This is a genomic window from Ligilactobacillus salitolerans, assembly GCF_003864415.1.
In the GTDB taxonomy this organism is placed as follows: Bacteria; Bacillota; Bacilli; order Lactobacillales; family Lactobacillaceae; genus Ligilactobacillus; species Ligilactobacillus salitolerans.
Map to the genome: position 1 here is coordinate 1 of NZ_BFFP01000038.1, position 25,694 is coordinate 25,694.

26 protein-coding genes, 2 tRNA genes, 1 other RNA gene and 1 pseudogene are annotated in these 25,694 nt (G+C 44.1%); 23 read left to right on the forward strand and 7 right to left on the reverse strand.

Going from position 1 to position 25,694, the window contains the following annotated elements:
* The first annotated feature begins 590 nt into the window (after positions 1–590).
* The 6 genes from LFYK43_RS09885 (at position 591) to LFYK43_RS09910 (ending at position 5,355) form a co-directional block, all read left to right on the forward strand.
* On the forward strand, positions 591–2,057 hold the full coding sequence (locus LFYK43_RS09885) for a peptide MFS transporter (protein ID WP_124977855.1): 1,467 nt from the start codon (positions 591–593) through the stop codon (positions 2,055–2,057).
* A 164-nt stretch (positions 2,058–2,221) separates the two neighbouring features.
* Positions 2,222–2,307: transfer RNA gene (locus LFYK43_RS09890), tRNA-Tyr, on the forward strand.
* 4 nt (positions 2,308–2,311) lie between these two features.
* A tRNA-Gln gene (locus LFYK43_RS09895) sits at positions 2,312–2,383 on the forward strand.
* A 186-nt stretch (positions 2,384–2,569) separates the two neighbouring features.
* The gene (gene proC / locus LFYK43_RS09900) at positions 2,570–3,367 is read left to right on the forward strand and encodes a pyrroline-5-carboxylate reductase (protein ID WP_124977857.1); all 798 of its coding nucleotides are present in this window, start codon (positions 2,570–2,572) and stop codon (positions 3,365–3,367) included.
* Between the two features lie 93 nt (positions 3,368–3,460).
* On the forward strand, positions 3,461–4,597 hold the full coding sequence (gene nagA / locus LFYK43_RS09905; protein WP_124977859.1) for an N-acetylglucosamine-6-phosphate deacetylase: 1,137 nt from the start codon (positions 3,461–3,463) through the stop codon (positions 4,595–4,597).
* A 56-nt stretch (positions 4,598–4,653) separates the two neighbouring features.
* Positions 4,654–5,355: a GntR family transcriptional regulator gene (locus tag LFYK43_RS09910; RefSeq protein ID WP_124977861.1), complete on the forward strand. Its 702-nt coding sequence runs from the start codon at positions 4,654–4,656 to the stop codon at positions 5,353–5,355.
* Positions 5,356–5,399: 44 nt separating this feature from the next.
* Here LFYK43_RS09910 and LFYK43_RS09915 read toward each other — a convergent pair.
* The 5 genes and pseudogenes from LFYK43_RS09915 to nrdH form a co-directional block, all read right to left on the reverse strand.
* Positions 5,400–6,294: pseudogene (locus LFYK43_RS09915) on the reverse strand (DNA/RNA non-specific endonuclease).
* Positions 6,295–6,426: 132 nt separating this feature from the next.
* Positions 6,427–7,389 carry a class 1b ribonucleoside-diphosphate reductase subunit beta gene (gene nrdF, locus LFYK43_RS09920; RefSeq protein ID WP_124977863.1) on the reverse strand — a complete coding sequence of 321 codons (963 nt, stop codon included), beginning with the start codon at positions 7,387–7,389 and terminating at the stop codon, positions 6,427–6,429.
* A 48-nt stretch (positions 7,390–7,437) separates the two neighbouring features.
* On the reverse strand, positions 7,438–9,609 hold the full coding sequence (gene nrdE, locus LFYK43_RS09925) for a class 1b ribonucleoside-diphosphate reductase subunit alpha (RefSeq protein WP_124977865.1): 2,172 nt from the start codon (positions 9,607–9,609) through the stop codon (positions 7,438–7,440).
* On the reverse strand, positions 9,587–9,970 hold the full coding sequence (gene nrdI / locus LFYK43_RS09930; protein WP_124977867.1) for a class Ib ribonucleoside-diphosphate reductase assembly flavoprotein NrdI: 384 nt from the start codon (positions 9,968–9,970) through the stop codon (positions 9,587–9,589). Before nrdI ends, nrdE begins: the two co-directional genes overlap by 23 nt.
* Positions 9,967–10,197, reverse strand: a complete 231-nt coding sequence (gene nrdH, locus LFYK43_RS09935) for a glutaredoxin-like protein NrdH (RefSeq protein ID WP_124977868.1) — start codon at positions 10,195–10,197, stop codon at positions 9,967–9,969. Before nrdH ends, nrdI begins: the two co-directional genes overlap by 4 nt.
* 300 nt (positions 10,198–10,497) lie before the next feature.
* Between nrdH and LFYK43_RS09940 the strand changes: the two genes are divergently transcribed.
* The 13 genes from LFYK43_RS09940 to LFYK43_RS10000 all read left to right on the forward strand — a co-directional run bounded on the left by LFYK43_RS09940 (position 10,498) and on the right by LFYK43_RS10000 (position 18,985).
* Entirely contained in the window at positions 10,498–11,103 is a 606-nt protein-coding gene (locus LFYK43_RS09940) for a class I SAM-dependent methyltransferase (RefSeq protein WP_124977870.1), read from the forward strand.
* Position 11,104: 1 nt separating this feature from the next.
* Positions 11,105–11,578 (forward strand): tRNA adenosine(34) deaminase TadA, encoded by a 474-nt coding sequence (gene tadA, locus LFYK43_RS09945; RefSeq protein ID WP_124977872.1) that lies wholly within the window; start codon positions 11,105–11,107, stop codon positions 11,576–11,578.
* A 50-nt stretch (positions 11,579–11,628) separates the two neighbouring features.
* An RNA gene (gene ffs, locus LFYK43_RS09950) (signal recognition particle sRNA small type) lies at positions 11,629–11,715 on the forward strand.
* Between the two features lie 171 nt (positions 11,716–11,886).
* On the forward strand, positions 11,887–13,656 hold the full coding sequence (gene dnaX, locus LFYK43_RS09955) for a DNA polymerase III subunit gamma/tau (protein WP_124977874.1): 1,770 nt from the start codon (positions 11,887–11,889) through the stop codon (positions 13,654–13,656).
* A 21-nt stretch (positions 13,657–13,677) separates the two neighbouring features.
* Positions 13,678–13,986, forward strand: coding sequence for a YbaB/EbfC family nucleoid-associated protein (locus LFYK43_RS09960; RefSeq protein WP_124977876.1), 309 nt, complete (start codon positions 13,678–13,680; stop codon positions 13,984–13,986).
* 24 nt (positions 13,987–14,010) lie between these two features.
* Positions 14,011–14,610, forward strand: coding sequence for a recombination mediator RecR (gene recR, locus LFYK43_RS09965; RefSeq protein WP_124977878.1), 600 nt, complete (start codon positions 14,011–14,013; stop codon positions 14,608–14,610).
* Positions 14,611–14,623: 13 nt separating this feature from the next.
* A complete protein-coding gene (locus LFYK43_RS09970; protein WP_124977880.1) occupies positions 14,624–14,863 on the forward strand; it encodes a YaaL family protein in 240 nt (79 codons plus the stop codon).
* Between the two features lie 94 nt (positions 14,864–14,957).
* A complete protein-coding gene (tmk, locus tag LFYK43_RS09975; protein ID WP_124977882.1) occupies positions 14,958–15,611 on the forward strand; it encodes a dTMP kinase in 654 nt (217 codons plus the stop codon).
* Between the two features lie 19 nt (positions 15,612–15,630).
* Positions 15,631–15,960, forward strand: coding sequence for a cyclic di-AMP receptor DarA (gene darA / locus LFYK43_RS09980; RefSeq protein WP_124977884.1), 330 nt, complete (start codon positions 15,631–15,633; stop codon positions 15,958–15,960).
* An 11-nt stretch (positions 15,961–15,971) separates the two neighbouring features.
* Complete coding sequence (gene holB / locus LFYK43_RS09985) at positions 15,972–16,958, forward strand: DNA polymerase III subunit delta' (RefSeq protein ID WP_124977886.1); 987 nt, start codon at positions 15,972–15,974, stop codon at positions 16,956–16,958.
* Between the two features lie 16 nt (positions 16,959–16,974).
* Positions 16,975–17,316, forward strand: coding sequence for a DNA replication initiation control protein YabA (locus LFYK43_RS09990; protein WP_124977888.1), 342 nt, complete (start codon positions 16,975–16,977; stop codon positions 17,314–17,316).
* Positions 17,316–18,194: a 16S rRNA (cytidine(1402)-2'-O)-methyltransferase gene (gene rsmI, locus LFYK43_RS09995; RefSeq protein WP_124977890.1), complete on the forward strand. Its 879-nt coding sequence runs from the start codon at positions 17,316–17,318 to the stop codon at positions 18,192–18,194. Before LFYK43_RS09990 ends, rsmI begins: the two co-directional genes overlap by 1 nt.
* 47 nt (positions 18,195–18,241) lie before the next feature.
* Positions 18,242–18,985, forward strand: coding sequence for an acyl-[acyl-carrier-protein] thioesterase (locus LFYK43_RS10000; protein ID WP_124977892.1), 744 nt, complete (start codon positions 18,242–18,244; stop codon positions 18,983–18,985).
* 74 nt (positions 18,986–19,059) lie between these two features.
* On the opposite strand, the gene LFYK43_RS10005 is transcribed toward LFYK43_RS10000, so the two are convergent.
* Positions 19,060–20,034: an asparaginase gene (locus LFYK43_RS10005; RefSeq protein ID WP_124977894.1), complete on the reverse strand. Its 975-nt coding sequence runs from the start codon at positions 20,032–20,034 to the stop codon at positions 19,060–19,062.
* Between the two features lie 236 nt (positions 20,035–20,270).
* On the opposite strand from LFYK43_RS10005, the gene tsaB reads away from it, so the two are divergent.
* Genes tsaB through tsaD form a run of 3 tightly spaced genes read left to right on the forward strand, consistent with a single transcriptional unit; the run spans position 20,271 to position 22,564 of the window.
* A complete protein-coding gene (gene tsaB / locus LFYK43_RS10010) occupies positions 20,271–20,996 on the forward strand; it encodes a tRNA (adenosine(37)-N6)-threonylcarbamoyltransferase complex dimerization subunit type 1 TsaB (RefSeq protein ID WP_124977896.1) in 726 nt (241 codons plus the stop codon).
* Positions 20,971–21,540: a GNAT family N-acetyltransferase gene (locus tag LFYK43_RS10015; protein WP_124977898.1), complete on the forward strand. Its 570-nt coding sequence runs from the start codon at positions 20,971–20,973 to the stop codon at positions 21,538–21,540. The genes tsaB and LFYK43_RS10015 overlap by 26 nt, the downstream gene beginning before the upstream one ends.
* Positions 21,533–22,564 (forward strand): tRNA (adenosine(37)-N6)-threonylcarbamoyltransferase complex transferase subunit TsaD, encoded by a 1,032-nt coding sequence (tsaD, locus tag LFYK43_RS10020; protein WP_124977900.1) that lies wholly within the window; start codon positions 21,533–21,535, stop codon positions 22,562–22,564. The genes LFYK43_RS10015 and tsaD overlap by 8 nt, the downstream gene beginning before the upstream one ends.
* A 55-nt stretch (positions 22,565–22,619) precedes the next feature.
* Here tsaD and LFYK43_RS10025 read toward each other — a convergent pair whose 3' ends face one another.
* Positions 22,620–24,581: an ABC transporter ATP-binding protein gene (locus tag LFYK43_RS10025; RefSeq protein WP_124977902.1), complete on the reverse strand. Its 1,962-nt coding sequence runs from the start codon at positions 24,579–24,581 to the stop codon at positions 22,620–22,622.
* 196 nt (positions 24,582–24,777) lie between these two features.
* On the opposite strand from LFYK43_RS10025, the gene LFYK43_RS10030 reads away from it, so the two are divergent.
* The gene (locus LFYK43_RS10030) at positions 24,778–25,419 is read left to right on the forward strand and encodes a redox-sensing transcriptional repressor Rex (RefSeq protein ID WP_124977904.1); all 642 of its coding nucleotides are present in this window, start codon (positions 24,778–24,780) and stop codon (positions 25,417–25,419) included.
* The last annotated feature ends 275 nt before the right edge of the window (positions 25,420–25,694 follow it).

Consider the following 25,694-nt stretch of genomic DNA (forward strand, 5'->3'; position numbering starts at 1 on the left):
CGAGTAAATTTAGGATAGAATTGTCTTGGAACATCATTAAAACCTCGCTTTGATTGATTTTTAGACACTTTAATCTTAGCACTTGAGGGACAATGATGTCCTTTTTGAGTATCTTGAGTAAAAAAATAGTGCTGATGATTTTACTCATCAACACTAAAAAGTGTACACCCTAAAAAACGGTCCTCAGCACCATTTAAGATTTTTTTTGCCAGAATACTGAATATTACGAGTCAATAGGTTGTGACGAAAAAATAGACTTCTAAGAAAAGCTGGGCAGTCTCTTCAAATAAAGATAATCATTTCTTGCAAAAAGTGAATTTTGACAGAATGGTTTTTTAATTGAAAGATGAAGTTGCAGTCAAAGGTCAAATTCAGCACTAAACCTCAATAATATTTCAAAGATCCAAAGGGCTGCGCATGCCACAATTAGAGAAAAATGATAAAAAAATTAACTTAAAGTGGCAGGGAACCGTTCCTGTAATTAACGTTTAATGAGCATTATTGACGCATAAATTATTGAATTTTATAATAGTTAGTGTTATTTAATTTTATACCCGGATCCTGGGTAAATTTTGGAGGAATCATATCTAATGAGTGGTAGTAAAGAACCTTCATTTCTAGGACATCCACGTGGTTTATCTACGCTGTTCTTCACTGAAATGTGGGAAAGGTTCAGTTATTATGGCATGCGTGCCATTTTACTGTACTATATGTATTTTGCCGTCAGCCAAGGCGGTTTGGGAATGGACAAAGCGACAGCAGCTTCAATTATGTCCATTTACGGATCATTAGTCTACTTATCCAGTGTGATTGGCGGATTCATCAGTGACCGTTTGTGGGGCCCACGCCGGACCGTTTTTGTCGGCGGTGTCTTGATCATGTTTGGTCATATTGTTTTAGCCACACCATTTGGTCAGGCTGCCTTGTTCTCATCCATTGCTTTGATCGTTATCGGGACAGGTTTACTTAAACCGAACGTTTCTGAAATGGTCGGAAGTCTTTATACTGAAGAAGATCCGCGCCGTGATTCAGGTTTTAATATTTTTGTTTTTGGGATCAACATGGGTGCTTTCTTAGCACCATACATTGTTGGTTGGCTGGGACAAAACGTTAATTTTCACCTTGGATTTTCACTGGCAGCAATCGGAATGTTCTTTGGCTTGATCCAGTACACAATGGATGGCAAAAAATATTTGCCAAAGGAAGGGATGTATCCTTCTGATCCGATTCAACCTGATGAAACATCTAAACTGGTTAGAAATTCTCTGATCGGTGTTGTTGCGGTGATCTTAATCGTTGTGATCATGTTCTTATTCAACATGTTCAATATCAACAACATTATCAATCTGTTAAGTATTTTCGCAATTCTTTTACCAGTGTATTACTTTGTTAAGATGCTGAGCAGCAAGAAGGTCGATAAAACTGAACGTTCCCGTGTTTGGGCTTATGTACCTTTATTTATCGCCTCGATCCTTTTCTGGTCGATCGAAGAACAAGGCTCTGTTGTTTTGGCTTTATTCGCTGAAGATCAGACCAAGTTGTCGATCCTCGGGTTCAATTTCCCGGCCAGCTGGTTCCAAAGTGCTAACCCGCTGTTTATTATGCTGTATACGCCGTTCTTTGCCATGTTATGGACTAAGTTGGGTAAGAAGCAGCCTTCTTCCGGTAAGAAGTTTTCCTATGGGTTGTTCTTTGCCGGTGCTTCCTTTATTTGGATGATGCTTCCTGTCATCTTACACGGTACTTCGGCTCAAGTCAGCCCATGGTGGCTGATCGCCAGCTGGGCCTTGGTGATCATTGGTGAAATGCTGATCTCACCGATCGGGTTGTCTGTGACGACTAAGTTGGCTCCGCGAGCTTTCCAGTCTCAGATGATGAGTATGTGGTTCTTGGGTGACGCGGCTGCACAGGCGATCAACGCTCAGATCGTTCGTTTGTATACACCAGCTAATGAAGTAATGTATTTCGGCATCGTTGGTGGAGTAACAGTCGTATTTGGTGTTATTTTGCTTTTCTTCGTACCGAAAATCGAAAAATTAATGATCGGTGTCAAGTAAATATTAAAGCTTTATCCGCTTGCAGCAGCTGAGGGCTGTCCGAGTGGATAAAGCTTTTTTGATTTGATTTTAGTAAATCTGTAAATTCAAATCAAAATAATTGTTGCAAAATAATCCGAAAGAAGGTATTATAGTTAAGTCGGATGAATTGCGACACGTTTTATGGAAGGGTAGCGAAGTCTGGCTAAACGCGGCGGACTGTAAATCCGCTCCTTCGGGTTCGGTGGTTCGAATCCACTCCCTTCCACCATGATTGGGGTATAGCCAAGCGGTAAGGCAACGGGTTTTGATCCCGTGATTCGCTGGTTCGAATCCAGCTATCCCAATAATTGATCATTTAATCCTTGAAGCGCTTTAAGCCGCTTCAAGGATTTTTTTACGTGTTTAAAAAATTGGTCTATTTCTTTGAAGATAATCTTTATCTTGAACACAATTCTTAAGCTGAATTTGGTATAATCTAGACAACAATTCAAATGAACAAGTAAGGGTTCAAGAATGGAGGCAAAAAAAGAATGAAAGTAGGCTTTATTGGAGTTGGAAACATGGCACAAGCGCTCATTAAGGGACTTTTGCATGCCCAGGCTGTGTCAGGTTCAGAGATTTTCATTCACAGTGCGCATCGAGCTAATTATGAGCCGTATGCAGCTAAGTATGACTTGCATGCCTGTGCTGATAATAGTGAGGTCGTCACTAACTCAGATTACGTATTTTTAGCGGTCAAACCTTTGGCAGCCGGTCCAATTTTAGCAGAGATCAAACCAGCTTTGCTGCAGAAAAAACCAGTCGTACTCTCGATGCTGACAGGAGTTAAATTGTCTGAACTCGAAAATTTCGTCGGTGAGTCAGACATTGAATTTTTGCGGATCATGCCTAATGTTAACGTGGCAATTAACCAGGGGGCAACAGCGCTGGTCGGAAATGCAGCTTTGACTAAAGAACATCTCAGCGCAGCACAGAAGCTCTTGGCTGCTTTAGGACAAACGACGGCTTTGTCTGAAAAAGACTTTAGTACCTTTGTCGCTTTGGCAGGCAGTTCCCCTGCATACGTTTATTTTTATATTGACGCTATGGCGAAAACTGGGGTCAAATACGGCTTAACTAAAAAACAAGCTGTCCAGATCGCGGCTCAGGCTGTTTTAGGCAGTGCTGCCAATGTCTTGGCAAGTGACAAAAGCCCCCAGGATCTAATCGATGATGTTTGCTCACCAGGGGGAACCACGATTTCAGGTTTGCTTGCAATGGAAGAGGCAGGCTTTATGACTGCGGTGATCAAAGGGATCGATGTAACGATCGCCAAAGACCAGCAATAATACAGTTTCTGGTCAACCTGGTTTATTGGCTACTTGTAATTTTGGTATATACCGATTATGATAGAAGTATCGAATCTATAATGAGGTGGAAAAATGAGTAAAGTACTTAAACACGCGGTGATCTATACTGGGGAAGAAAAAATCACTGACGGCTACATTCGTTTTGATAAAAAAATTGAAAATGTTGGTCCGATGAGTGAATTAGTTGTTCAGGCTAATGATGAAGAAATTATTGATCTGGAAGGTAAAGTTGTAGTTCCAGGCTTTATTGATGTGCACAGCCATGGCGGTTATAGTTTTGACGCGATGGATGGAAATGCTGAGCAATTGAATGAAATGGTCAATGACATGGTCTATGAGGGTGTCACTGGCTATTTTGCAACTACAATGACACAGTCCAATGAAAATATCGGCAAAGCCATGGTGGCAGTTGATCAGGCGATGAAAGAGAACCCTGTCATCTTAGGCGCTCACCTGGAAGGACCATTCGTTGCGATGGACTTCAAGGGAGCTCAGCCGCCCGAATACATTAAAGACCCGGACGCTAAGCTGCTTGCACACTGGAATGAACTTGCCGGCGGGCATATCAAAATGATCACCTATGCGCCAGAACACGAAGGCACAGCTGAATTCGAAGACTATTGCTTGTCTCATGGGATCGTGCCGTCTGCTGGCCACAGCAACGCGACAAGAGCCCAGATGAAACGTTCTAAGGCTAGCCATGTCACTCACCTTTACAATGCCCAGCGTGAATTTAAACACCGTGAACCAGGTGTGACCGGTCATGCTTTGCTGGAAGATAATATTTACTGTGAGATCATTGCCGATGGTTTTCACGTCGTACCTGATATGATCAAGCTGGCTTATGAATTAAAAGGTCCGGATAAATTGGAGCTTGTAACAGATTCAATGCGGGCAAAAGGGATGCCGGAAGGGATCTCAGAACTTGGCGGTCAAAAAGTGATCGTTAAAGATAAACAAGCTCGTTTGGAAGCCGGTAACTTGGCCGGTTCAGTTTTGCAATATCAAGATGCATTTGTCAACATCATGAAGTTTACCGGTTGCGGGATCGAAGAAGCAGTTAAGATGTCATCTGTCAACCAGGCCAAGGAATTTGGCTTGGAAAACAAGGGCGGTCTGCAAGTCGGTAAAGATGCAGATTTGAATGTCTTTGATTCAACGATGAAACTAGAACGGACATATAGTGTTGGACGGTTATTCAAAAAATAAGCTTGAGCGCGACTTGTTTTAGAATGTTAAGGTTGAAGAGGAGGTCAGGTTGCCAATTGAGTTCGCCAATTTATATTCAGATCCACAATAAAATCAAAGAGACTATCGCGGCAGGAAAATGGCAGGTTGGGGACCGGATCCCAGCTGAAAGAGAGTTATCTGTTCAGTTTGGCGTCAGCCGTATGACTTTGCGGCAGGCGATCCAGACCCTAGTCGATGAAGGAATTTTAGAGCGGCATGTGGGCTCAGGAACCTTTGTTGCTAGGCAAAAAGTGCAGGAAAAAATGTCGTCTGGAGTGACGAGTTTTACTGAGATCATAGAGTCGCAGGGCAAGAAAGCTTCCAGCAAAACCATTTCTTATTTGATCACGACTCCATCGATTTCTGAAAGAGAGAAGCTGCAGTTGACCGAAGGAGAAAAGGTTTTGCGGATGGAACGGATCAGGTACGCTGATGAGACCCCGATCTGTTTTGAAGTTGCAACCTTGCCTTACTATCTGATCCAAGATTATCAGCGTTCACAGACTTCAACTTCCTTGTACCGAACTTTAGAAGAAAACGGCTTATCGATCGGGCACGCGGAGCAGACGATCTCTGCCACCTCAGCGCCTGAAAGGATCGCCGATTTTCTTGCAGTTAAACGCGGAGCAGCCATTTTACGTCTGCGCCAGACGACCAGTTTAAGCGATGGACGTCCTTTCGAATACGTGCGTACACAATACGTTGGAGAACGTTTTGAATTTTTCTTAGCGAAATAAAAAAGAGGTCTTATAAACACGCTGGTGTTTAAAGACCTCTTTTTTTAATTGCGGCGGCTGGTACCGTCGGCGTAGTTGATCGTAACGCCAGGCTGGATGTTAAAAATATACACATTAAAGCGAATCTGCTGGTCGCCAACTGATTGTGCCCGTAGTTGGACCCCGCGTGCAACTAGCTCATCAGCGCGGAAAAATAGGCGTGACTGAATAGCGCACGTAGTGAGATGGGCTTTGATGCAGGTAGCGGGAGATTTGATTTTCATAAGTAGTCATTCCCGGATCATTTAAGGAACGTGTTCCAGTCATCAAATTACGCAGGTTATTATTTTGACCAGTCAGTTGATAGTCGATCAAGTGACTGCGGTTGTACAGCCAGGTCCCATTGACTTTCTTATTGTGCCATCCAGTCGGCTGGACGTAGAGACGCTCGCGCTCAGCCTGGGGCATCAGGTCTTGGTTGAGCAGCGCGTCTGCTTGACTGACGCGGTTCAACCGGTCTAAATTACCGTACCTTTGCCAAGACCCCTGTGCTAAGGATAGCTCCGCCTTAGAGAAAAGAGGCTGGTTTTCATTGACCGTGATCACTTGTTGACCTTGATAGCTGAGATTTGCTAGACCAGCCTGGCTTGTATTTTCATTGGCTTGGGAACTGGCCGAACTGTTTGCTTGCCTAGATCCGTTTTGACTGCGAGAAACAGAGGAGAGGCTCGAACTGCTGGAAGAAAGCGAGGAGTTGTCGCTTTTTTCAGTTCGAGCAGGTTCGGGGCTGCTCTGATCATTATTCGGCAGAAAATCCAGAGTCAGTGCGGTTATGCCAAGAAGTATCATTAATAAGCTGCTTAAACCTTTGGACAAACGCTTTTTGCGCTTACTAGTGTGGTAAAAATCCAAAAAGGTCAATGTGCCAGCAAAAATCAGCAGAGTGGCAATTAATTTCATATATAGTTACCTTAATAATTTCCTTCCATCTATTATTTTTGTGCAGCTAAAATATATTGTAGCATAGATATTACTCAACCCAACGGGCAAAAAAACACCCGTTCCCAACTTGAAACGGGTGCAAATGAGTAATTAGAATTTAAAGTCGTAATCACTGTCTTTCATGGCCTCAACATTTCCTAAAAGATAACCGTTGCCGACTTGCGAAAAGAAGTCGTGGTTAGAAGTAGAAGTTGAGATCCCGTTCATGACAACCGGATTAACATCTTCTGCTGTATCTGGAAAGAGTGGATCCATCCCCAGGTTCATCAGCGCTTTATTGGCATTGTAGCGCAAGAAAGTCAAAACATCCTCGGCCCAGCCAACTTGATCATATAACTGATGAGTATATTTCTCTTCGTTCTCATAGAGATCATACAAGAGGTCATACATCCAGCCGGTCAGTTCTCCTTGCTGGTCTTCGTTTAGTTCATTGAAGCCTAACTGGAATTTATAGCCGATATAGGTTCCGTGGACCGATTCGTCACGCAAGATTAATTTAATGATCTCGGCGACATTGGCCAGTTTATTATGGCCTAACCAATAAAGCGGGGTATAAAAGCCGGAATAAAACAAGAACGTTTCTAGAAAGACAGAAGCAGCCTTTTTTTGCAGGGGCTGACCGTTTTGATAAATATCATTGATCTTTTGCGCTTTATACTGCAAGAATTCATTTTGATTAGTCCAATCAAAAATCTCAGAGATCTCTTTGGGTGTATTCAAGGTCGAAAAAATTGATGAATAACTTTTAGCGTGGACTGATTCCATGAATTCAATGTTGTTTAAGACGGCTTCTTCTTGTTGCGTGCGAATATCTTTTTTTAGTGAGGACATGCCGTCTTGCGATTGTAATGTATCTAGCAGCGTCAGACCGCCAAAAACCTTATCTACTACATCTTTTTCTTTGTCCGTCAGCGACCGCCAGTCACTGAGGTCATTTGAAAGGGGGATCCGGGTGTCCAGCCAGAACTGCTCGGTCAACTTTTCCCAGGTAGCTTTGTCGATTTGATCTTCCAGCACATTCCAGTTGATTGCCTGATAATTTTGTTTGTCCATTACTTATGCTCCTTAGCTCGCGAAATTACTTTTGTGACCGACTTGATGCTAGATCGAGCAGCTTTCACACTCGTTGGCGCCAACTACACCTGCATCATCAGTAAAGGTCCGAATATAATAAATCGATTTAATTCCCTTAGCATGCGCGTAATTTCTTAAAATAGACAGATCACGAGTTGTCAGCTTGTTTTCACCAGGTTCCTTCCATTCGTACATGCCTTCAGGCAGGGTCGAACGAACAAATAAAGTCATACTTAAAGACTGGTCGACGTGTTGCTGAGCAGCGGCATAAGTATCGATCACCTTGCGCATGTCCATGTCGTAAGCCGAAGTATAGTACTTGATCGTGTCATTTGACAGGTAAGGAGCAGGATAGTAGATTTTGCCGATCTTGCGCTCCTGGCGTTCCTCGATCCGGTTGATGATCGGCTGCAAAGAGGCAGTTGTATCATTGATGTATGAAATTGAACCGGTTGGTGCCACAGCCATTCTATTCTGGTGGTACAAGCCGTCTTTTTGTACTGCTTCCTTGAGCTTCAACCAATCATCTGTTGTTGGGATAAAGATGTTTTTGAAAAGCTCTTGGACTTTTTTTGTCTGTGGACCAAAATTTTTGGCTAAATATTGGTTAAAATAGGTCCCGTTTGCGTATTTACTATTAGGGAAGCCTGCAAAAGTTTCTTGGCGTTCTTTGGCGATCTGATTGGAGGCAACTAAAGTCCAATAGTTCAGCAGCATGAAATAGACGCTGGTAAACTCAACTGCCTCGGTTGAGCCGTATTCGATTTGATTTTTGGCGAGATAACCATGTAAGCCCATCGCGCCCAAACCGATCGTATGCGCCGTTTGATTGCCGTGCTCGATCGATGGAACGACATCGATTTGTGAATGGTCCGTGACAAAGGTCAGCGCGCGGGTCATCGACTCGACCGAACGGCCAAAGTCCGGGCTCTCCATTAAGTTGGCAATATTAGTTGAACCCAAATTACAGCTGATGTCTGTTCCCAGTTTTTCAAATTCCTGGCGGTTATTGACGACTGAAGGTTTTTGCACCTGCATGATCTCTGAACAAAGATTGCTCATGATGATCTTTCCGTCGATCGGATTGGATCTGTTGGCTGTATCGATGTTGATAACATAGGGATAACCGGATTCCTGCTGGAGTTTGGAGATCTCTTCTTCCAAGTCTCTAGCTTTGATCTTTTGTTTCGGGATCCGAGGATCGGCAACCATTTTGTCGTATTCTGCTGTAATGTCAACGTAAGAAAATGGGGTGTGGTAGACACGTTCAACTCCCCATGGGTCGAATAAATACATGTCCTCGTTATTTTTAGCGAGTTCGTAGAATTTATCGGGTACGATCACACCTAAAGAAAGGGTCTTGACCCTAATTTTTTCGTCTGCATTTTCTTTCTTAGCGGATAAAAAGCTGATAATATCCGGGTGAAAGACATTTAAGTAGACGACGCCTGCACCTTGGCGCTGACCAAGCTGGTTGGAGTAAGAAAAGCTGTCTTCCAGCAACTTCATGACCGGCAAAACCCCAGAAGCAGCGCCTTCGATCCCCTTAATGGGAGCACCCGCGCCGCGGAGGTTGCTTAACGTGATGCCGACACCGCCGCCGATCCGTGAAAGCTGTAAGGCGGAGTTGATCCCGCGTCCGATCGAATTCATGTCATCGGTGAATTGCAGCAAGAAGCAAGAAACTAACTCTCCCCGCCGTTTTCTGCCAGCGTTTAAGAAGCTGGGGGTGGCCGGCTGGTAGCGCTGGTGGATCATTTCATCAGCTAAGCTTAACGCCAATGATTCATCACCGTCTGCAAAGTAGAGTGCATTAGCCGCCACACGGTCAACATAGCGCTCAAGGTATGAGTTATTATCGTTTGTTCTTAGTGAATACTGTGCATAGAATTTGTAGGCTGCCATGAAGGTTTTGAAATGGAAGTCTGCTTCTTCTAGCTGCTGGTATAATTTTTCAATGAAAGAAGGTTGATACTTGTTGAGAAATTCTTCTTCCAGATAGTCATTTTCAATTAAGTAAGTAAAACGTTCGCGCAAGGAAGAAAATTGCACGAGGTTGGGGGCGACGTTCTCCTTTAAAAAAGCAGCCAAAGCTTCTTTGTCTTTATCAAGCTGGATCTTATCATTCAAAGGGATATTGACCTGATTATTGAGGTCGTAATAACTAACTTGGTTGTTATCTAAGGTTTTTAGACTCAATTTCCTTCACCACTTTCTCAAAATTCGCCACGTCCTTGAGCGTCCCGTTAAATTCAAAAGAATAAAGCAGGGGGACTTGGAACTCTTGTGCCAGGTCTTTGGCAGTGAATACAAATAATTCAGCAAAATTGCGGTTGCCGGAACCGGCAATTCCTTGCAGCTGCTGGCGGTTATCTCCAAAATATAAAAAGTCGGTGACCGGCTCGGTAATGTCCTTGGCGTAGGTTGGTACGATCAGGACGAAGGGCTCACCAACTTCATATTCTGGGTCGATTGGATCGATCTCATAGCTATCTGACAGGTGCAACTTTTTTACAAAACGTCTAGTTTGACCTGTGACGCTGAAATAGACGATTTTCATTGGGCAATCAGTTTTTTCAGTAAATCCGGCCGAAAACCGTTCACGATCGGTTCAGCGTTATTTTCTAAAACTGGGACGCTGCGGAATCCCTTGTCTTTCAAGTAATCGATATATTCCGGACGTTCATTGATATTTTTTTCAGCAAATTCGATTTGATGTTCATTCAAAAACTTTTTTGTCATTTTGCATTGGATGCAGTTGTTTTTAGTGTATAATTCTAAGCTCATTTCGAAGACCTCCTAGATTTTTTGCATGAGTTTAGTATACACCTTAAAGTAAATGTTTCAAACAATTTATACTATATCTGGTATAAAGTTTTGCAAAACTCTTCGATATATAGTAGTTTCAAGCATTTTGGGATTTAGCTGATATGGACGAGCCTGCTTTTGCCGTGCTTTGCTGAAAAAATAATTGCTAGGCGCAGCAACTTAATTTAAGATTAAACATAGGAAACAAATCGTGAACCGAAATTATCTGTATTTTTAGGAGCAAGACACAAAAAGCTGACAAGAAAAAGAGGGAAAACTGTGACGGACCATTATTACACAACTGAACCAAACGCAAAACATGAGGAAAAAACGTGGCATTTTACTTTATATGGGCACGATTTTGTCTTTAACACTGACAGTGGGGTGTTTTCTAAGAACACCGTAGATTTTGGATCGCGGACATTGCTTGATGCTCTAGCAGGTTTAGACATTCAGCCCAATAAAGTCTTAGATGTCGGCTGTGGGTACGGACCGCTGGGATTGGCAACTGCATTTCATTTTCCGGCCAGCCGGGTGGACATGGTAGATGTTAATGAACGGGCGTTGAACTTGGCACAAAAAAATGCGGCTGACAATGGGATCAACAATGTGCAGATTTTTAGTTCCGACGGCTATGCGAACGTGACCGAGCAAGATTATACATTGATCCTGACGAACCCGCCGATCCGTGCGGGTAAGAAAGTGGTCCATGCAATTTTAAGCGGAGCTAAGGAACATTTGGCTGCCCAAGGTATTTTGTTAGCGGTGATTCAAAAGAAGCAAGGAGCACCTTCTGCCCAAAAGAAAATGCAAGAAGTTTTCGGCAACTGCCAAGTGATCCTAAAAAATAAAGGCTACTTTATCTTGCAGAGTGTAAAGGAATAAAATGAGTGAATATAGCAATGAACAACTTGACTATTTCATGGGTCAAGCCTTATTAGAAGCAAGAAAGGCGGCTGAGATCGGTGAGGTCCCGATCGGTTGTGTGATCGTTAGTGCCGGAAAAATTATTGGACGCGGCAGCAATCGTCGTGAACTTTCCCATGATGCCGTCGCACATGCAGAGATCCTAGCAATTAGAGAAGCCAACCGTGTTTTAGACGATTGGCGCTTGGAAGGGTGCACTTTGTTTGTGACTCTAGAGCCGTGCCCGATGTGTGCTGGTGCGATCGTGAATTCAAGGCTGAGGGCGGTTTATTATGGCTGCGCCGACCTAAAAGCCGGCTGTGCTGGCACATTGATGAATCTTTTGACAGAGCCGAGGTTCAATCATCAGGTCCAGGTCAAAAAAGGGCTGCGCCAGGAAGAGTGTGCGCAAGTCTTAAGCGACTTTTTTGCGAAAATTCGAGAAAAGCATTAAAAAGACTGGAAATTTAGGTCAATATCATGTAATATAGTAGGTGCCGTAAGGCCTTGGGGCAATGTTGTCCTTACGAAGCGTGTCAGGTCCGGAAGGAAGCAGCACTAAGTCTGGTTCGACATGTGCCTTAAGTTATTATGATATTTAAACCCTGGTCTTTTCAAAGATCAGGGCTTTTTTTAAAGCCATTAAACGAAACTAATTAAACTGCTGAATTCTAAATCAGCAGCAATACTGCAGCAGAAACGTCACGCAAGGTTTCTGGCTTGCAGTATTTATCAGCATTCTGGACTAAGGAGGAAATGGTCATGAGTTATCAAGCCTTATATCGTGCTTGGCGTCCCCAGAAATTTGGCGATCTCGTTGGTCAGGAGCTGATCACCAAGACACTGAAAAACGCTATCGTGACAGAGCAGACATCTCACGCATATCTTTTCACAGGACCGCGGGGTACGGGAAAAACTTCTGCTGCCAAGATTTTTGCTAAGGCGATCAACTGTCACCGCCAAGAAGACGGTGAGCCGTGTAATGAGTGTGCAACTTGTACTTCGATCACGACTGGCAGACAAAATGATGTGATCGAGATCGATGCGGCATCCAATAATGGTGTCGAAGAGATCCGTGATATTCGAGATAAGGTCAAGTATGCACCGACCGAATGCGATTATAAAATTTACATTATTGACGAAGTGCATATGCTGTCAACAGGTGCTTTTAATGCTCTGTTGAAAACTTTGGAAGAACCGCCGGCTAACGTGGTTTTCATCCTAGCGACCACGGAACCGCATAAGATCCCAGCTACGATCATCTCACGGACCCAACGGTTTGATTTTCGGCGGATCCAGGCGACTACGATCTTGCAGCGCATGGAGTTTATCGTTGAACAAAAGCAGCTGCAATATGATCCGGCAGCCCTGAAGTTAATTGCTCAAGCTGCCGAAGGCGGGATGCGTGACGCGCTAAGTATTTTGGATCAGGTGATCTCATTTGGCAATGACCAGATCACATTGGATAACGCGCTGATGGTGACTGGCAGTGTGCAAAATCATGAATTGCTCGAGTACCTGGAGCAGGTTCATTCTAATGATACAGCGGCTGCCTTAGAAACCTTGCATCAAATCATTGTCGCGGGTAAAGATGCCGGCAGATTTATTGAAGATCTGATCAGTTTTTGCCGGGATCTGCTTTTATATCAACAAGCCCCTAAACGCCTCGAAGAAGAACAATTAGATGTTGTGGATGATGATTTTCGTGCCTTTGCTGCGAAAATTAGTCCAGAGGAGATCTATCAGATGATCGACTTGCTCAATGAGCAGCAAGAAAACATGCGTTTTACAGCGCACGCATCGATCTACTTGGAAGTTTTAACGGTTAAATTAGCGACTCGAAAGCAAACGTCAGTTGCGCAGACGAATGCCAACGTGCAAGTACCTGAAGCTGCACAAACAGCGCTGGTCGAGGATCTAAGCCGCCAAGTGCGTGCTTTGCAAGAACAAATCCATGAATTGGAGCAGCGCAGTGCACAAGCTGGGAATGGCGTCCAACTTAACCGGCAAGAAGCTAAGCCGCGGATCAACAAACAGTCTGCTAAAAAAGCACCAACTGTCAATCTGACACAGCTGTACAGTGTTTTGGATGATGCGACTAAAAAAAGTCTCTTAGAATTAAGGGATATTTGGGATGACTTGATGAATATGCTGACGGTGGCGCAGCGGGCAGTGATGCATATTAGTTCGCCCGTAGCTGCTAGCGAGGATGGTGTGATCGTGACCTTCCAGTTTGACTTTTTATGTGAACGGGCACAGACTGACCAGCAGCTGCAAACGACCTTGGAAAACGGCTTGGATCGCTTGATCGGTCATGTTCCACGCTTGATCTTTATCCCGCAAGACTCTTGGCCGCAAATCAGACAACAGTATCTGGATAGCCAAAAAAATGCACCAAGCCATGAAAAACATCCAGAAGATCGCAGTCGTTCTGAGGAAAAACAAGCTGACCAGACAACACAGGCTCAACCTATTGTGGATGAAGCCCGTAAACTGTTTGGCGATGAATTAATTGACGTTAAAAATGACTAACTAATAAAGGAGAAAACACTTATGATGCCAGGAAACATGCAAGGAATGATGAAAAAGGTCCAAAAAATGCAAAAACAAATGCAAAAGGACCAAGAAGAGCTGAACCAGACTGAATTTACTGGGAAGGCCGCCAATGAAGAAGTCGTAGTTAAATTTACCGGTGATAAGAAAATGACTGATCTTGCTCTGAAAGAAGAAGTCATTGACCCAGATGATCCAGACATGCTCCAAGATTTAATTATTTCTGCTGTCAATGATGCAATGGCCCAGATCGACAAACAGACACAGGCGACTTTAGGCAAGTATTCTAAAGGGATGCCAAGATTTTAAACCAAGCGAGAGGGAGATTTTGTCATGCAGTATCCGGAACCGATCGCTAAGTTGATCGATAGTTATATGAAATTACCTGGAATTGGCAACAAGACTGCGGTTCGTCTGGCTTTTTATACGATTGATATGGGCGAGCAGGATGTTACTGATTTTTCTGCGGCCTTGCTCGCTGCCAAACGCGACCTGCATTACTGCAGTATCTGCGGTAATATCACTGAGGAAGACCCATGTGTGATCTGTGCTGATAAAGGGCGTGACCAGTCGCAGCTGATCGTGGTTGAGCAGCCCAAAGATGTGATGTCTTTAGAGAAGATGCGTGAATATCATGGACTTTACCATGTTTTGCACGGAGTCTTGTCTCCGATCGAAGGAAAAGGGCCTGAGGATATTAACATTAAGAGCCTAGTACAGAGACTGCAAAAAAACGACAGCGTTCAAGAGGTGATCATTGCTACAAATGCTACGCCAGAAGGTGAGGCAACAGCGATGTATCTTTCCCGTTTGTTAAAGCCTGCTGGGATCAAGGTCACGAGGCTGGCTTCTGGCCTGGCAGTCGGCAGTGATATTGAATATGCCGATGAAATGACCCTCTACAAAGCGATTGAAGGCAGACAGGAAATTTAAGCGAGGTAAGCTTATGTTTGGAAAGAAAAAGATCCAGCTCAAACAAGAATTTGATGAATTATTGTTAAAAGATATTGACCAAGCCTTTGCTGCTTGGAATACCGCCAAGCACAATCAAGAAAATATCTATGAAGCCGATGAAGAACTAGCAGCTAAAACTAAGGCAGCTAAAGCCCAGTATGAATTACTATTTCGTGAAGCCCGATTGCGGCGTGTTAAAGGTCACCTTCAGGCTTCGATCATCAGCCGCTAAGATGAGTTTAAGCAGGGTCGCTAGCGTTATACATGGACAGTGACCACTTTTTTAAGTACAATATAATTAATTCAATGTAATTGAGGTTTTGTAAGTGACTGGATTATTTGTGACATTCGAAGGAACTGAAGGTTCCGGTAAAACTACTGTGATCAAGGGAATTAGTCGTCGTTTAGAAGAGTTGGGTTGGCAGGATAATTTTCTGGTGACTCGCGAACCGGGCGGCAGCCGAATTTCGGAGGCTATTCGCGAAGTTATTCTAAATAAAGCTAATACTCAAATGGATCGAAAAACAGAGGCTTTGCTATTTGCGGCTTCGCGACGGCAGCATTTAGTGGAGAAAATTTTACCGGGACTTAATGCAGGTAAGCTGGTTTTATGCGACCGCTTTGTTGACAGCTCGCTAGCTTATCAAGGAGCCGGACGTAAAGTTGGGGTTCCGGAGGTTGCCACCATTAACCAGTTTGCAACAGGCGGTTTGCAACCGGATCTAACTTTTTATTTTGATTTGGACCCGATCGTCGGGCTTGAACGAATTAGAACTAACCGACAAGATGAAGTCAATCGGATGGATGAGGAACAATTGGATTTTTACCAGCAGGTCAGAGCCGAATATTTAAAGCTCGCCCAGCAAAATCCACAGCGTATTCAGCTAATTGATGCGTCTTTGTCACAAGATCAGGTCGAAGCCGCAGTTTTTTCAAAGCTAAAGAAATTTTTAGAGCAGGCAACAATACCACAGGATTAAATTTTGGGGGTAAAAAACCATGAAATTGATAATTGCGATTATTCAGGATAAGGACAGCAACCGACTCAGCAATGCGTTTATAGAACAAGATATTCGGGCAACCAAGTTGTCATCGACAGGTGGATTTTTACGGTCTGGCAACTCGACCTTTATTATCGGGGTCGAAGACGAGAAAGTTGCTGACGTGATGGACCTGATCAAAGAAACTTCTAAAACGCGCAAGCAGTTTATGGCACCTCCAGTTAACCTTGATTCCCCAATGGAAGCAGCAGGGGCTTACCCAGTTGAAGTTCAGGTTGGCGGCGCTACGGTCTTCGTCTTACCGATCGATGCTTTCCATCAATTTTAGGGTTGCAGACGATGGAAATTACAGATGCTCAGCCGCAATTAACCGAACACTTTCTTAAATTAGCGTGCGCAGAGCAGTTGGCACATGCTTATCTCTTAGTCGGCGACCAGGGGGCAGGGAAAAAGGAACTTGCTTTATGGGTGGCACAGCTGTTATTTTGTACAGAAGTCACTGCTGCCGGTCCTTGTGGTCACTGCTCCGAATGCTCACGGATCTTAGCGCATGAGCATCCAGACGTTGTAGAGGTCGCGCCAACAGGCTTATCAATTAAAATTGATCAAATCAGATATTTGAAATCTGAATTTGCCAAAAGCGGTGTCGAGGGTGCGCAAAAGGTCTTTATCATTGAAGACGCTGAAAAAATGTCCTCAAGTGCCGCTAATGGTTTGCTGAAGTTTCTGGAGGAACCAAGCGGCGAAGTTGTGGCGTTTTTATTGAGCAGTGAACAAAACAAAATTTTACCCACGATCATTTCTCGGTGTCAGTTGATAGAACTGCAAGCGCCAAGTAGTGAGCTGTTAGCTCAGCAGCTTGAAAAAAAGGGGATCCAGCATGAACAGGCGGTTTTAGCTGCTCACGTGACTAAAAGCAGCCAGAAAGCAGAAGAGCTGCTCGCTGATGACAATTACCAAGCAATCATTAGTAACCTGTGGCAATGGTATAGTGCGATCTTAAAGAATGATCTGCGTGCCTTTGTTGATGTTCAGCAGAAGCTGCTTCCGTTGGTTGAGACCAATACACAGCAGGAGAGGTTACTTTTTTTGATCGCACTGCTGGCACGCGATTTGATGTTTTATGCGACTGGTTCGAAGCAGGAGATTGCTTTTCAAATGTATGCCCCTGAGTTCAAAGCCAAATTGGCTAAAATTTCAGTCCAAGCAGCAACCGAGGCCTGTGATATTGTGTTAAAAAAATGGCGGCTGCTTGCCATCAATGTTTCGTTCCAAAACGTATTAGAATCGCTGACTTTAGAGTTGTGCGACTGTTATCAGCGATGAGCGAAGGTGAATTATTTTGGATAAGCGTCAGTTATATGATAATCTTGAGCATTTAGGAACAACGGCAGATCAATTAAGGCAAATGATCGGCGAAACTCAGCAATCGATGGCAGAGTTGATCGAACGGAATGCGGAATTAGAAATTGAAAATCAGCATTTAAGGGAACACTTACGTGAATTGGAAGATAAGTCGACTGCCAAAAATACGACGAGTCTCTCTAAGTCGCGGCAGAACTTGGAAAAGCTGTATGAAGAGGGCTTCCACGTCTGCAATGTTGATAATATGTATGGTTCGCGACGGGTCAATGATGAACCTTGCGTATTTTGCCAAGATGTTATTTATGGGGAGAGAAATTAATGAGTATTGAGATCACCAGCAGTTTTCAAGGCAGTAGTTCTGCCGGCACACTCTTTTTAGTACCAACGCCGATCGGCAACTTGGGTGACATGAGTCCACGTGCCGTTGAGACCTTGCAAAACGTCGATTTGATCGCAGCTGAAGATACGCGCAATACTCAGAAGCTTCTGAACCATTTCGAGATCAAAACTAAGCAAATTAGTTTTCATGAATATAATACTAAAGAAAGGCTGCCGCAGCTGCTGGATAAACTGCGGCAAGGACTGTCGCTTGCCCAGGTAAGTGATGCCGGAATGCCTTCGATCAGTGATCCTGGATCAGAACTTGTGCAAGCTTGTATTGCTGCTTCGATCCGGGTAGTTCCATTGCCAGGACCAAATGCTGCCCTGACAGCCCTGATTGCGTCCGGTTTATGTCCCCAGCCTTTTTTGTTTTACGGTTTTTTATCTCGGAAAAACACAGAACGTAAAAATGAGCTGGCAGAATTGGCTGCGCAGCAAGTTTCTTTAATTTTCTATGAAGCACCGCATCGTTTGGTCAAGACGCTGCAAAGCTTGGTCACGGCCTTCGGTGGGGAGCGAAAAGTTGTTTTGTGCCGTGAGTTGACCAAAAGGTATGAAGAATTTATTCGGGGAACATTGCCTGAGGCACTTGAGTGGGCGCAGAGTTCTCAAGTTAAGGGCGAGTTTGTACTGATCGTTGAGGGAAATCCGCAAAAAGAAGAGGATAAACCGCAAATTGTGCTGCCGTTGGAAGATCAAGTTCGTTTGCTGATCGAAAGTGAAGATTTGAAAACCAATGATGCGATCAAACGAGTCGCCAAGGATAATCATGTCAAAAAACAGGTTGTCTATAATGAATACCACCACCTGAATTAATTTGTAGGATGTATGACGGAGGATTTACATAGAACAGAAGGTTGAAAATGAGTGCAAAGACATTTAGTGAAGATCATCGTGTAGTTTACTATGAAACAAACGTGACTGGTGTGATCGGGATCGGGCGGTTAGTGGATCTGATGATATTAGTCTCTGGCGATCAGAGCGATTCGTTGGGTGTCACTGATCAGAAGCTCAGCGAACTTGGATTGGGCTGGGTCGTGACGCAGCATGTGATGGATATTACGCGCCTGCCGCATGCAAATGAAGTGGTCACGATCTCGACCAAAGCCCAAGAATATAATCGCTTTTTTTGCTACCGCGATTTTTGGGTGACCGATCAAGAAGGACAGCAGCTGGTTAAAATGCACAGTGTTTTCGTCTTAATGGACCGGACTAAACGTAAAATAGTGCGTTTGCCGCAAGAGATCATTGCGCCCTATGAGTCTGAATATACGAAAAAAATTGAACGGCTAGCCGCACCGCAGCCGGTTAATGATGCCACTGCAAGTAAAAAATATCGAGTGCGGTTTATGGATATTGATGGTAATCACCACGTCAATAACGTTCACTATTTTGATTGGATGCTCGATGCTTTGCCAGCTGATTTCTTATTGAATCATCGTTTAACTAAAATGAATATTCAATATCGGCAAGAGGTTTATTATGGTGCAACTGTTTCCAGTCAGGTCGAGTTAGATCAAGACGAATTGATCACCAAGCACGTGATCACGACCGAAGACGAAAAAAATTGTAACGCCGAGTGTCATTGGGAAAAAATCAGCGATTAATAATAAGGCTGTGCGCAACCGAAATTTTCCGGTTGCAGCACAGCCTTATTTTTGAACTTATTTTGGAAAAACTGTTAAGAAACAGCATCACTAACAAACTGAGTCAGTTCAGCAGGTGCCATTTCTTTACTGAGACCGACTGCCAGCTTGATCCGAGCTTTCTGACCGTTAAGACCATGGCAAAAGATCGCACCCATTTGTTCTAAACGAACGCCGCCGCCCTCATAATCATAGACGCTTTCAGCTGTGCCGTTAAAACAACGGGAAACGATCACGACGGGGATCTTGAGGTCCAGCAGGCTTTTTAACCCAGGCAAAGCGGCAGGCGGCAGATTGCCAGCCCCCAAGGCTTCGATCACGACCCCTTTGGTCTCTTGATTTGCCAAGGCAGCGAATAGTTCAGAATCCATGCCGGCGTATGCTTTGAGCAAGAAGACATTTTTGACAATGTGGTCGATCGGGATATAAGTTTGCCGGATCAGCTGCGAGTAAAAGGTCACACGATCTTTAGAGATGGATCCTACCGGGCCAAAGGTCGGCGTCCGAAAAGTTGCGACGTTGGTAGTGTGAGTCTTGGTTACGAAACGGGCGGTATGGATCTCATCGTTCATAACGACCAAAACTCCCTTACCGTGAGCCTGATCACTTGCGGCAGTCAAGATCGCAGTTTGAAAGTTATGCAATCCGTCAGAACCGATTTCATCTGCGGAACGCATTGCACCCGTAACTACAACTGGAGTTTCCGCGGGTAAGGTCAAGTCTAAAAAATATGCGGTTTCTTCCAGAGTATCGGTTCCGTGCGTGATCACAACACCATCGACACCGTTGTTTTCAGCGGTCAGGATCTCATTGCGCAAGACCAGCATTTGATCTGGTCCAATATGAGGGGAAGGGAGGTTGAACGGGTTTCTGATGTCTAACTTGATTTTGCCGGTAAAAGGGTTGGTGAAACTATTCAGCGGATTTTGTTTGCCAGGCACGATCGTTCCGTTTTTATCTGAAGACATGGCGATCGTTCCGCCAGTATGTAAAACTAAGATGGTTTTCATAAGGAGCTCCTTTTTAAAGAACAATTTTAACTTGATAACAATTATTATAGTGATATTTTGGCCAGTGGTAAATCACAATGCTTGCAAAAAATTTCATAACTCCTTGCAAATGAATAAAAATGTGATTAATCGGCAAAAATACTGTTAAATTCGCAGATTGGTGGTAAAGTCTAGTCTCGTATGTGTTAAAATGCTAAAGGGAAACGGTAATATTAAAAGAGGACTGAATAATAATCATGAAAATTCTTGCAATTGATACTTCCAACCGGCCGCTAAGTGTGGCGCTGCTGGAAGATCAAACTTTGCTGGCTGAAAATACAACGGCGGTCGGCAGAAACCACAGTGTCGCCTTAATGCCTCTGGTTGACAACATCTTTAAACAAAGCAGTTTAACTCCAGCACAGATCGACCGCATCGTGGTTGCTCAAGGACCAGGTTCATACACGGGCTTGCGGATCGGGATCACGACTGCCAAAACTTTGGCTTATAGTCTCGACAAAGAATTGGTCGGGGTCTCGAGCTTGGCGGTTTTGGCAGCTGGCGTGCAGGATGTCAACTCGGTGATCGTACCGGTGTTTGATGCCCGGCGCGGGAATGTTTTTGCTGGGGGCTATGTCTGGCAAAATGGCCAACTAGTCAACCGAATTAGTGACCAGCATATTTCTTTTGCTGCTTTATGTCGGCAGCTCCCAGACCGGCAGGTGTGTTTTGTCGGCGCTGACGCTCAGCGGTTTGAAGCTGAAATGAAACAAAATCTGACTCCTGGTACTTACCGGATCGGCGGAGCAGAAACACTGGTTCCGCGGGCATTTAATTTAGGGCAGTTGGGAAGATTTGCCGACCCAGTCAACGTCAATGATTTTGTACCCAACTATCTCCGTTTGACTCAGGCAGAAACACAGTGGCTCGCACAGAATCCGAAGGAGAAAGATAATAATGGGGCCTATGTTAAAAAAATTTAAGCAGCAGTTGAATTTAAAAATTAAGCTGGCTTTTCAAGAAAAACAACTCCAATTTGAAAATCGCAACGTTTCTTTAGCCGGGCAGAATTACTTTTTGTGTCGGAATGTGATCTCTACGATCCCCGAGATGGTTGCGGTGGAAGAGCGTGCTCACAATGATGAAGATGTCTGGAACTATAATACTTTTCAGATCAAAATGAAAGACCAAAACAAGACCCTGTATTTTGGTTTACGGCAAAATGATGAATTGCTTGGCTTTATCGGTTGCCGTTTTAATCTGCAATTGACCCGTTTGCGGATCATGAAACTATCAGTTTTGCCTGAACATAAAGAACTTGCTTCCTTCTTGCTGGACATTTTGCTTGATCGTGCGCAGGAAAGCGGAGTGAGTTCTGTGTTCGTGCAGGTTCGCAGTGACCAGGAAAAAGAAGCTGCCTTTTATCAGGAGCATGGTTTCAAAAAACTCCATCCTGAAAAAAACGCGGCAGTTAGCGAGTATCAATTATTATTGAGTGAAAATAAGGACAGGAAAGATAATGAGTGAAGAAGAAACAATAATTTTAGCCTTTGAATCCAGCTGTGATGAAACCAGCGTTGCTTTAGTCAAAAACGGGGCGGAAGTCTTGGCGCAGTCAACTGCTACGCAGATCAAAAGTCATCAACGTTTCGGCGGCGTGGTGCCAGAGGTGGCAAGTAGACACCATATTGAACAAATCATTGGCTGCTTGGACGATGTTTTTCAAGCAAGCGGCTTGAGCTATGCTGACTTGAGCGCAGTAGCTGTGACTTATGGCCCGGGGTTAGTTGGCGCACTCTTGGTCGGACTTTCGGCGGCTAAGGCAGTGGCATTTGCCCATAACCTGCCGCTGGTACCGGTCAACCACATGGCAGGACACATTTACGCCGCCCGTTATACGGCTCCACTGCAGTTTCCAGCGTTGGCATTATTAGTCTCTGGCGGCCATACTGAACTAGTTTATTTGGAAAAGGAAAATGACTTCAAGATCATTGGCGAGACTCGCGACGATGCTTGCGGCGAGGCATTTGATAAGATCGGCCGTGTTTTAGGGATCAACTATCCGGCTGGTAAAGCCGTTGACGAATTGGCGCGCCGAGGAAAAGATACCTTTCATTTTCCGCGGGCGATGGAAAAAGAGGATAATTACGACTTTAGTTTTAGCGGCTTGAAGAGTGCCTTCATCAATACTGTTCACCATGCAGATCAAGTGCATGAAGAACTTTCTTCCGCTGATCTGGCCGCAAGTTTTCAGCAAAGCGTGATCGATGTTTTAGCGCAGAAAACTGTCCGTGCTTTGCACAATTACCCCGTCAACCAGCTGATCCTAGCAGGCGGGGTCGCCGCCAATAGCGGTTTACGTGCGCGTTTAAATGAAGAGATCGCAGCTTTTCCACAGGTTGACTTGGTTAAAGCTCCGTTGCAGTATTGTGGAGATAATGCGGCGATGATCGGAGCCGCGGGTTACGTGGCCTTTAAGCATGCTACTTTCGGTGATCTATCTTTAAATGCAGATCCTAGTCTGGAGTTTGACTGGCTGGCAGCTAAATAAAGCAAGCCAGCAAAAAAGACCATTTCACTTTTTTAGTGAAAGGTCTTTTTTTGATTCACGCCTGTTCTAGGAAAGTTTCCAGTTCTAATGAACTTGCTTCCCATTCAGATTCTTTGTCCTGCAGCTGGGTCGTTAATTCTTCCAACTGTTTTTGTAGGTCTTGCATTTTCGTCGGGTCATTAAAAGTTTCCGGCTGTGTCATCACAGTTTCGAGCGTGCTTTTTTGAGCATCGAGCTGATCGACTTCTTCTTCTAAAGCAGCAACACGCCGCTCCAATTTCCGCTGCTGCTTTTGTTTGTCTTTGCTTTGCGAATAAGCAGTTTTTGCTTTTGAGGCGGGTTCTGTTTTTTCCTGAGTTGTTTGCTGTGAGGCTTCTTGCGCCTTTTGCTCGGCGATCAGCTGCAATTCTTCTTTTTTTGCTAGGTAATAATCGTAATTTCCCAGGTAGAGAGTGCTTCCTTTCGGTGAGATCTCGATGATTTCGTCAGCAGTCTGGTTAATGAAGTAACGATCATGAGAAACGAAGAGAACGGTGCCGTCAAAATCTTGCACAGCCTGTTCCAGTACTTCTTTACTATTGATATCCAAATGGTTCGTTGGTTCATCCAAAATCAACAGATTATCATGCTGCATTGCCAATTTGGTCAACAGCAGACGGGCTTTTTCTCCCCCAGACAAGTTATGGACCAACTTTTTGACGTCGTCTCCCTTGAAGAGAAAGCCGCCTAGTAAAGAACGAATATCTTTTTCTGGAGTAGTAGGGTGGTCATCCCAGATCTCGTTGAGCACTGTTTTTTTAGAGTGGAGACCGTGTTGTTCCTGGTCGTAGTAGCCATACTGAACATTTGCTCCAAACTTAGCGGAACCGGAGATAAACGGGAGCTGACCGATAATGCTTTCTAGGAGCGTGGACTTGCCGATCCCATTTTGTCCAACTAAAGCAAGGACCTTGTTCTTTCTTAATTCAAAATTGATCGGTCCGGCGATCGTTTTTGCATCGTGTCCGATGTAACCGTCTTTAACCGTTAAGACAACTGAACCGCTTTTAGCAGCCGGGGTAAAGGAAAAGTGCGGTCCCTGTTCATCACCGCTGGGACGATCCAGCCGCTGGATCTTGTCGAGTTGTTTTTGGCGGCTTTGCGCTCGTTTGCTGGTCGTGGCACGAACTAAATTTTTATCAACAAAGTCTTGCAGCTTATTGATCTGCGTTTGTTGTTTTTCATATTCCTTCCATTCACGCCGCTGTTTAGCCTGTTTTTGCTTCACAAAGTCGGTGTAATTTCCTGGGTAGGTCGTTGCTTGCTTGTGACTGATTTCGCAGACTGTCGTCACGATTTTATCGAGAAAATAACGGTCATGAGAAACAAGTAACAAAGCGCCAGGATAGCCTTGCAGATAGTTTTCCAGCCACTGCAAAGTCTCAATGTCTAAGTGGTTGGTTGGTTCGTCCAAGATCAAGAGATCTCTTTTTTCTAAGAGGAGCCGTGCTAAGGCCAAACGGGTCTTTTGTCCACCTGAAAGTGACGCCACTTTTTTATCATAGTCTGCTTCATAAAAATGAAAACCGTGGAGAACGGAGCGGATCTCGGCTTCATAGCCGTAGCCGTTACGTTCAGAAAAGTCATGCATTAATTGATCGTATTGTTTTAAAAGTTCTTGATAGCGTGTAGAATTAGTGTCGGTTGAACTCGAGATCAGTTTTTCTAATTGATGGATCTTTTTTTCCATTTCGATCAAACCGGCAAAGACCTTTAACATTTCAGCGTAAATCGTATCATCGGATTCAAGACCGGTATCTTGTGCTAAATAACCGATCGTCAGGTTCTTACGTTTGACGATTTGGCCTTCATCTGGTTCACTTTGGCCAATGATCATTTTGATCAAAGTTGATTTACCAGCTCCATTCGGACCAACCAGCGCGATTCGAGAGTCGCTTTGAATGTTGAGATCGATCTTTTGAAAAAGCGGATCTCCCGCAAAGACCCGAGCGGCTTGCTGGACTTGTAATAAAAGCATATTTGTCACCTGCCTAAAATTTTGCTGTCTATTTATCATTTTACCATATCTCAACGATATCTAAAGCACATCTAAAAAGGTCGTCTCAAATTTAAATTATTTCAGATATGTTGTGAATCAATGAACTTTTTCCTTGATTGTGAAAAACAGTATGGTAAAATTATTTCAGTAAGCATTTGTGAAAGGAGCTTATATAATGGCACATTCAAAGATACCTCAGGCTACAGCCAAACGGTTGCCAATTTATTACCGTTATCTGGGGATATTATATAATTCAGGCAAAAAAAGAATTTCTTCAACCGAACTGGCTGATGCTGTTAAGGTTGATTCAGCTACGATCCGTCGTGATTTCTCCTATTTTGGGGCACTTGGAAAGCGCGGCTATGGTTATGACGTTAAAAGCTTGTTAGATTTCTTCAAAAAGACTTTGAATCAAGACAAGCTGACTAACGTTGCGTTGATTGGCGTTGGTAATCTAGGCCATGCTTTATTGAACTACAATTTCCATGGCAGCAACAATGTTCGGATCAGCGCGGCTTTTGACATTGATGATCGGATCACAGGAACGATCCAAAGCGGAGTTCCGATCTATCCGATGAGTGAAATGAAAGAGCAGCTCATTGAACAGCAGATCGAAGTTGTGATCTTAACTGTTCCTTCACCAGTTGCGCAACGTGTCACTGACGAATTAGTTGCAGCGGGTGTTAAAGGTATCTTGAACTTTACTCCTTTACGGGTCACAGTTCATGAAGGTGTGCGGATCCAAAATGTTGATTTGACAAATGAATTGCAAACCTTGATTTATTTCTTAAATCACATTGATCACCAAGAAACATAGACGATCAGGTCAACAAATAAACAAAGAGACATACAGGCTTCCGGCGGGAACTTGTATGTCTCTTTGGTGCGCCCGGCATGGGCAGTAACTAGGCGGTGTGAGTCCGCTGTGAGCCGTAGTGGTCGGTATCACAAGTCGAAGGCAAGGGTGTCTATTGCGAGGTAGAATCTGAAGGAAGCCCTAGACAAAACATCGAATCGATGTACAAGAAGTGGCTAAAAGGCTGGAAACGGTAGGATGAGGTTGCCAAACAAACCGGAGTCCCTAACCACTCG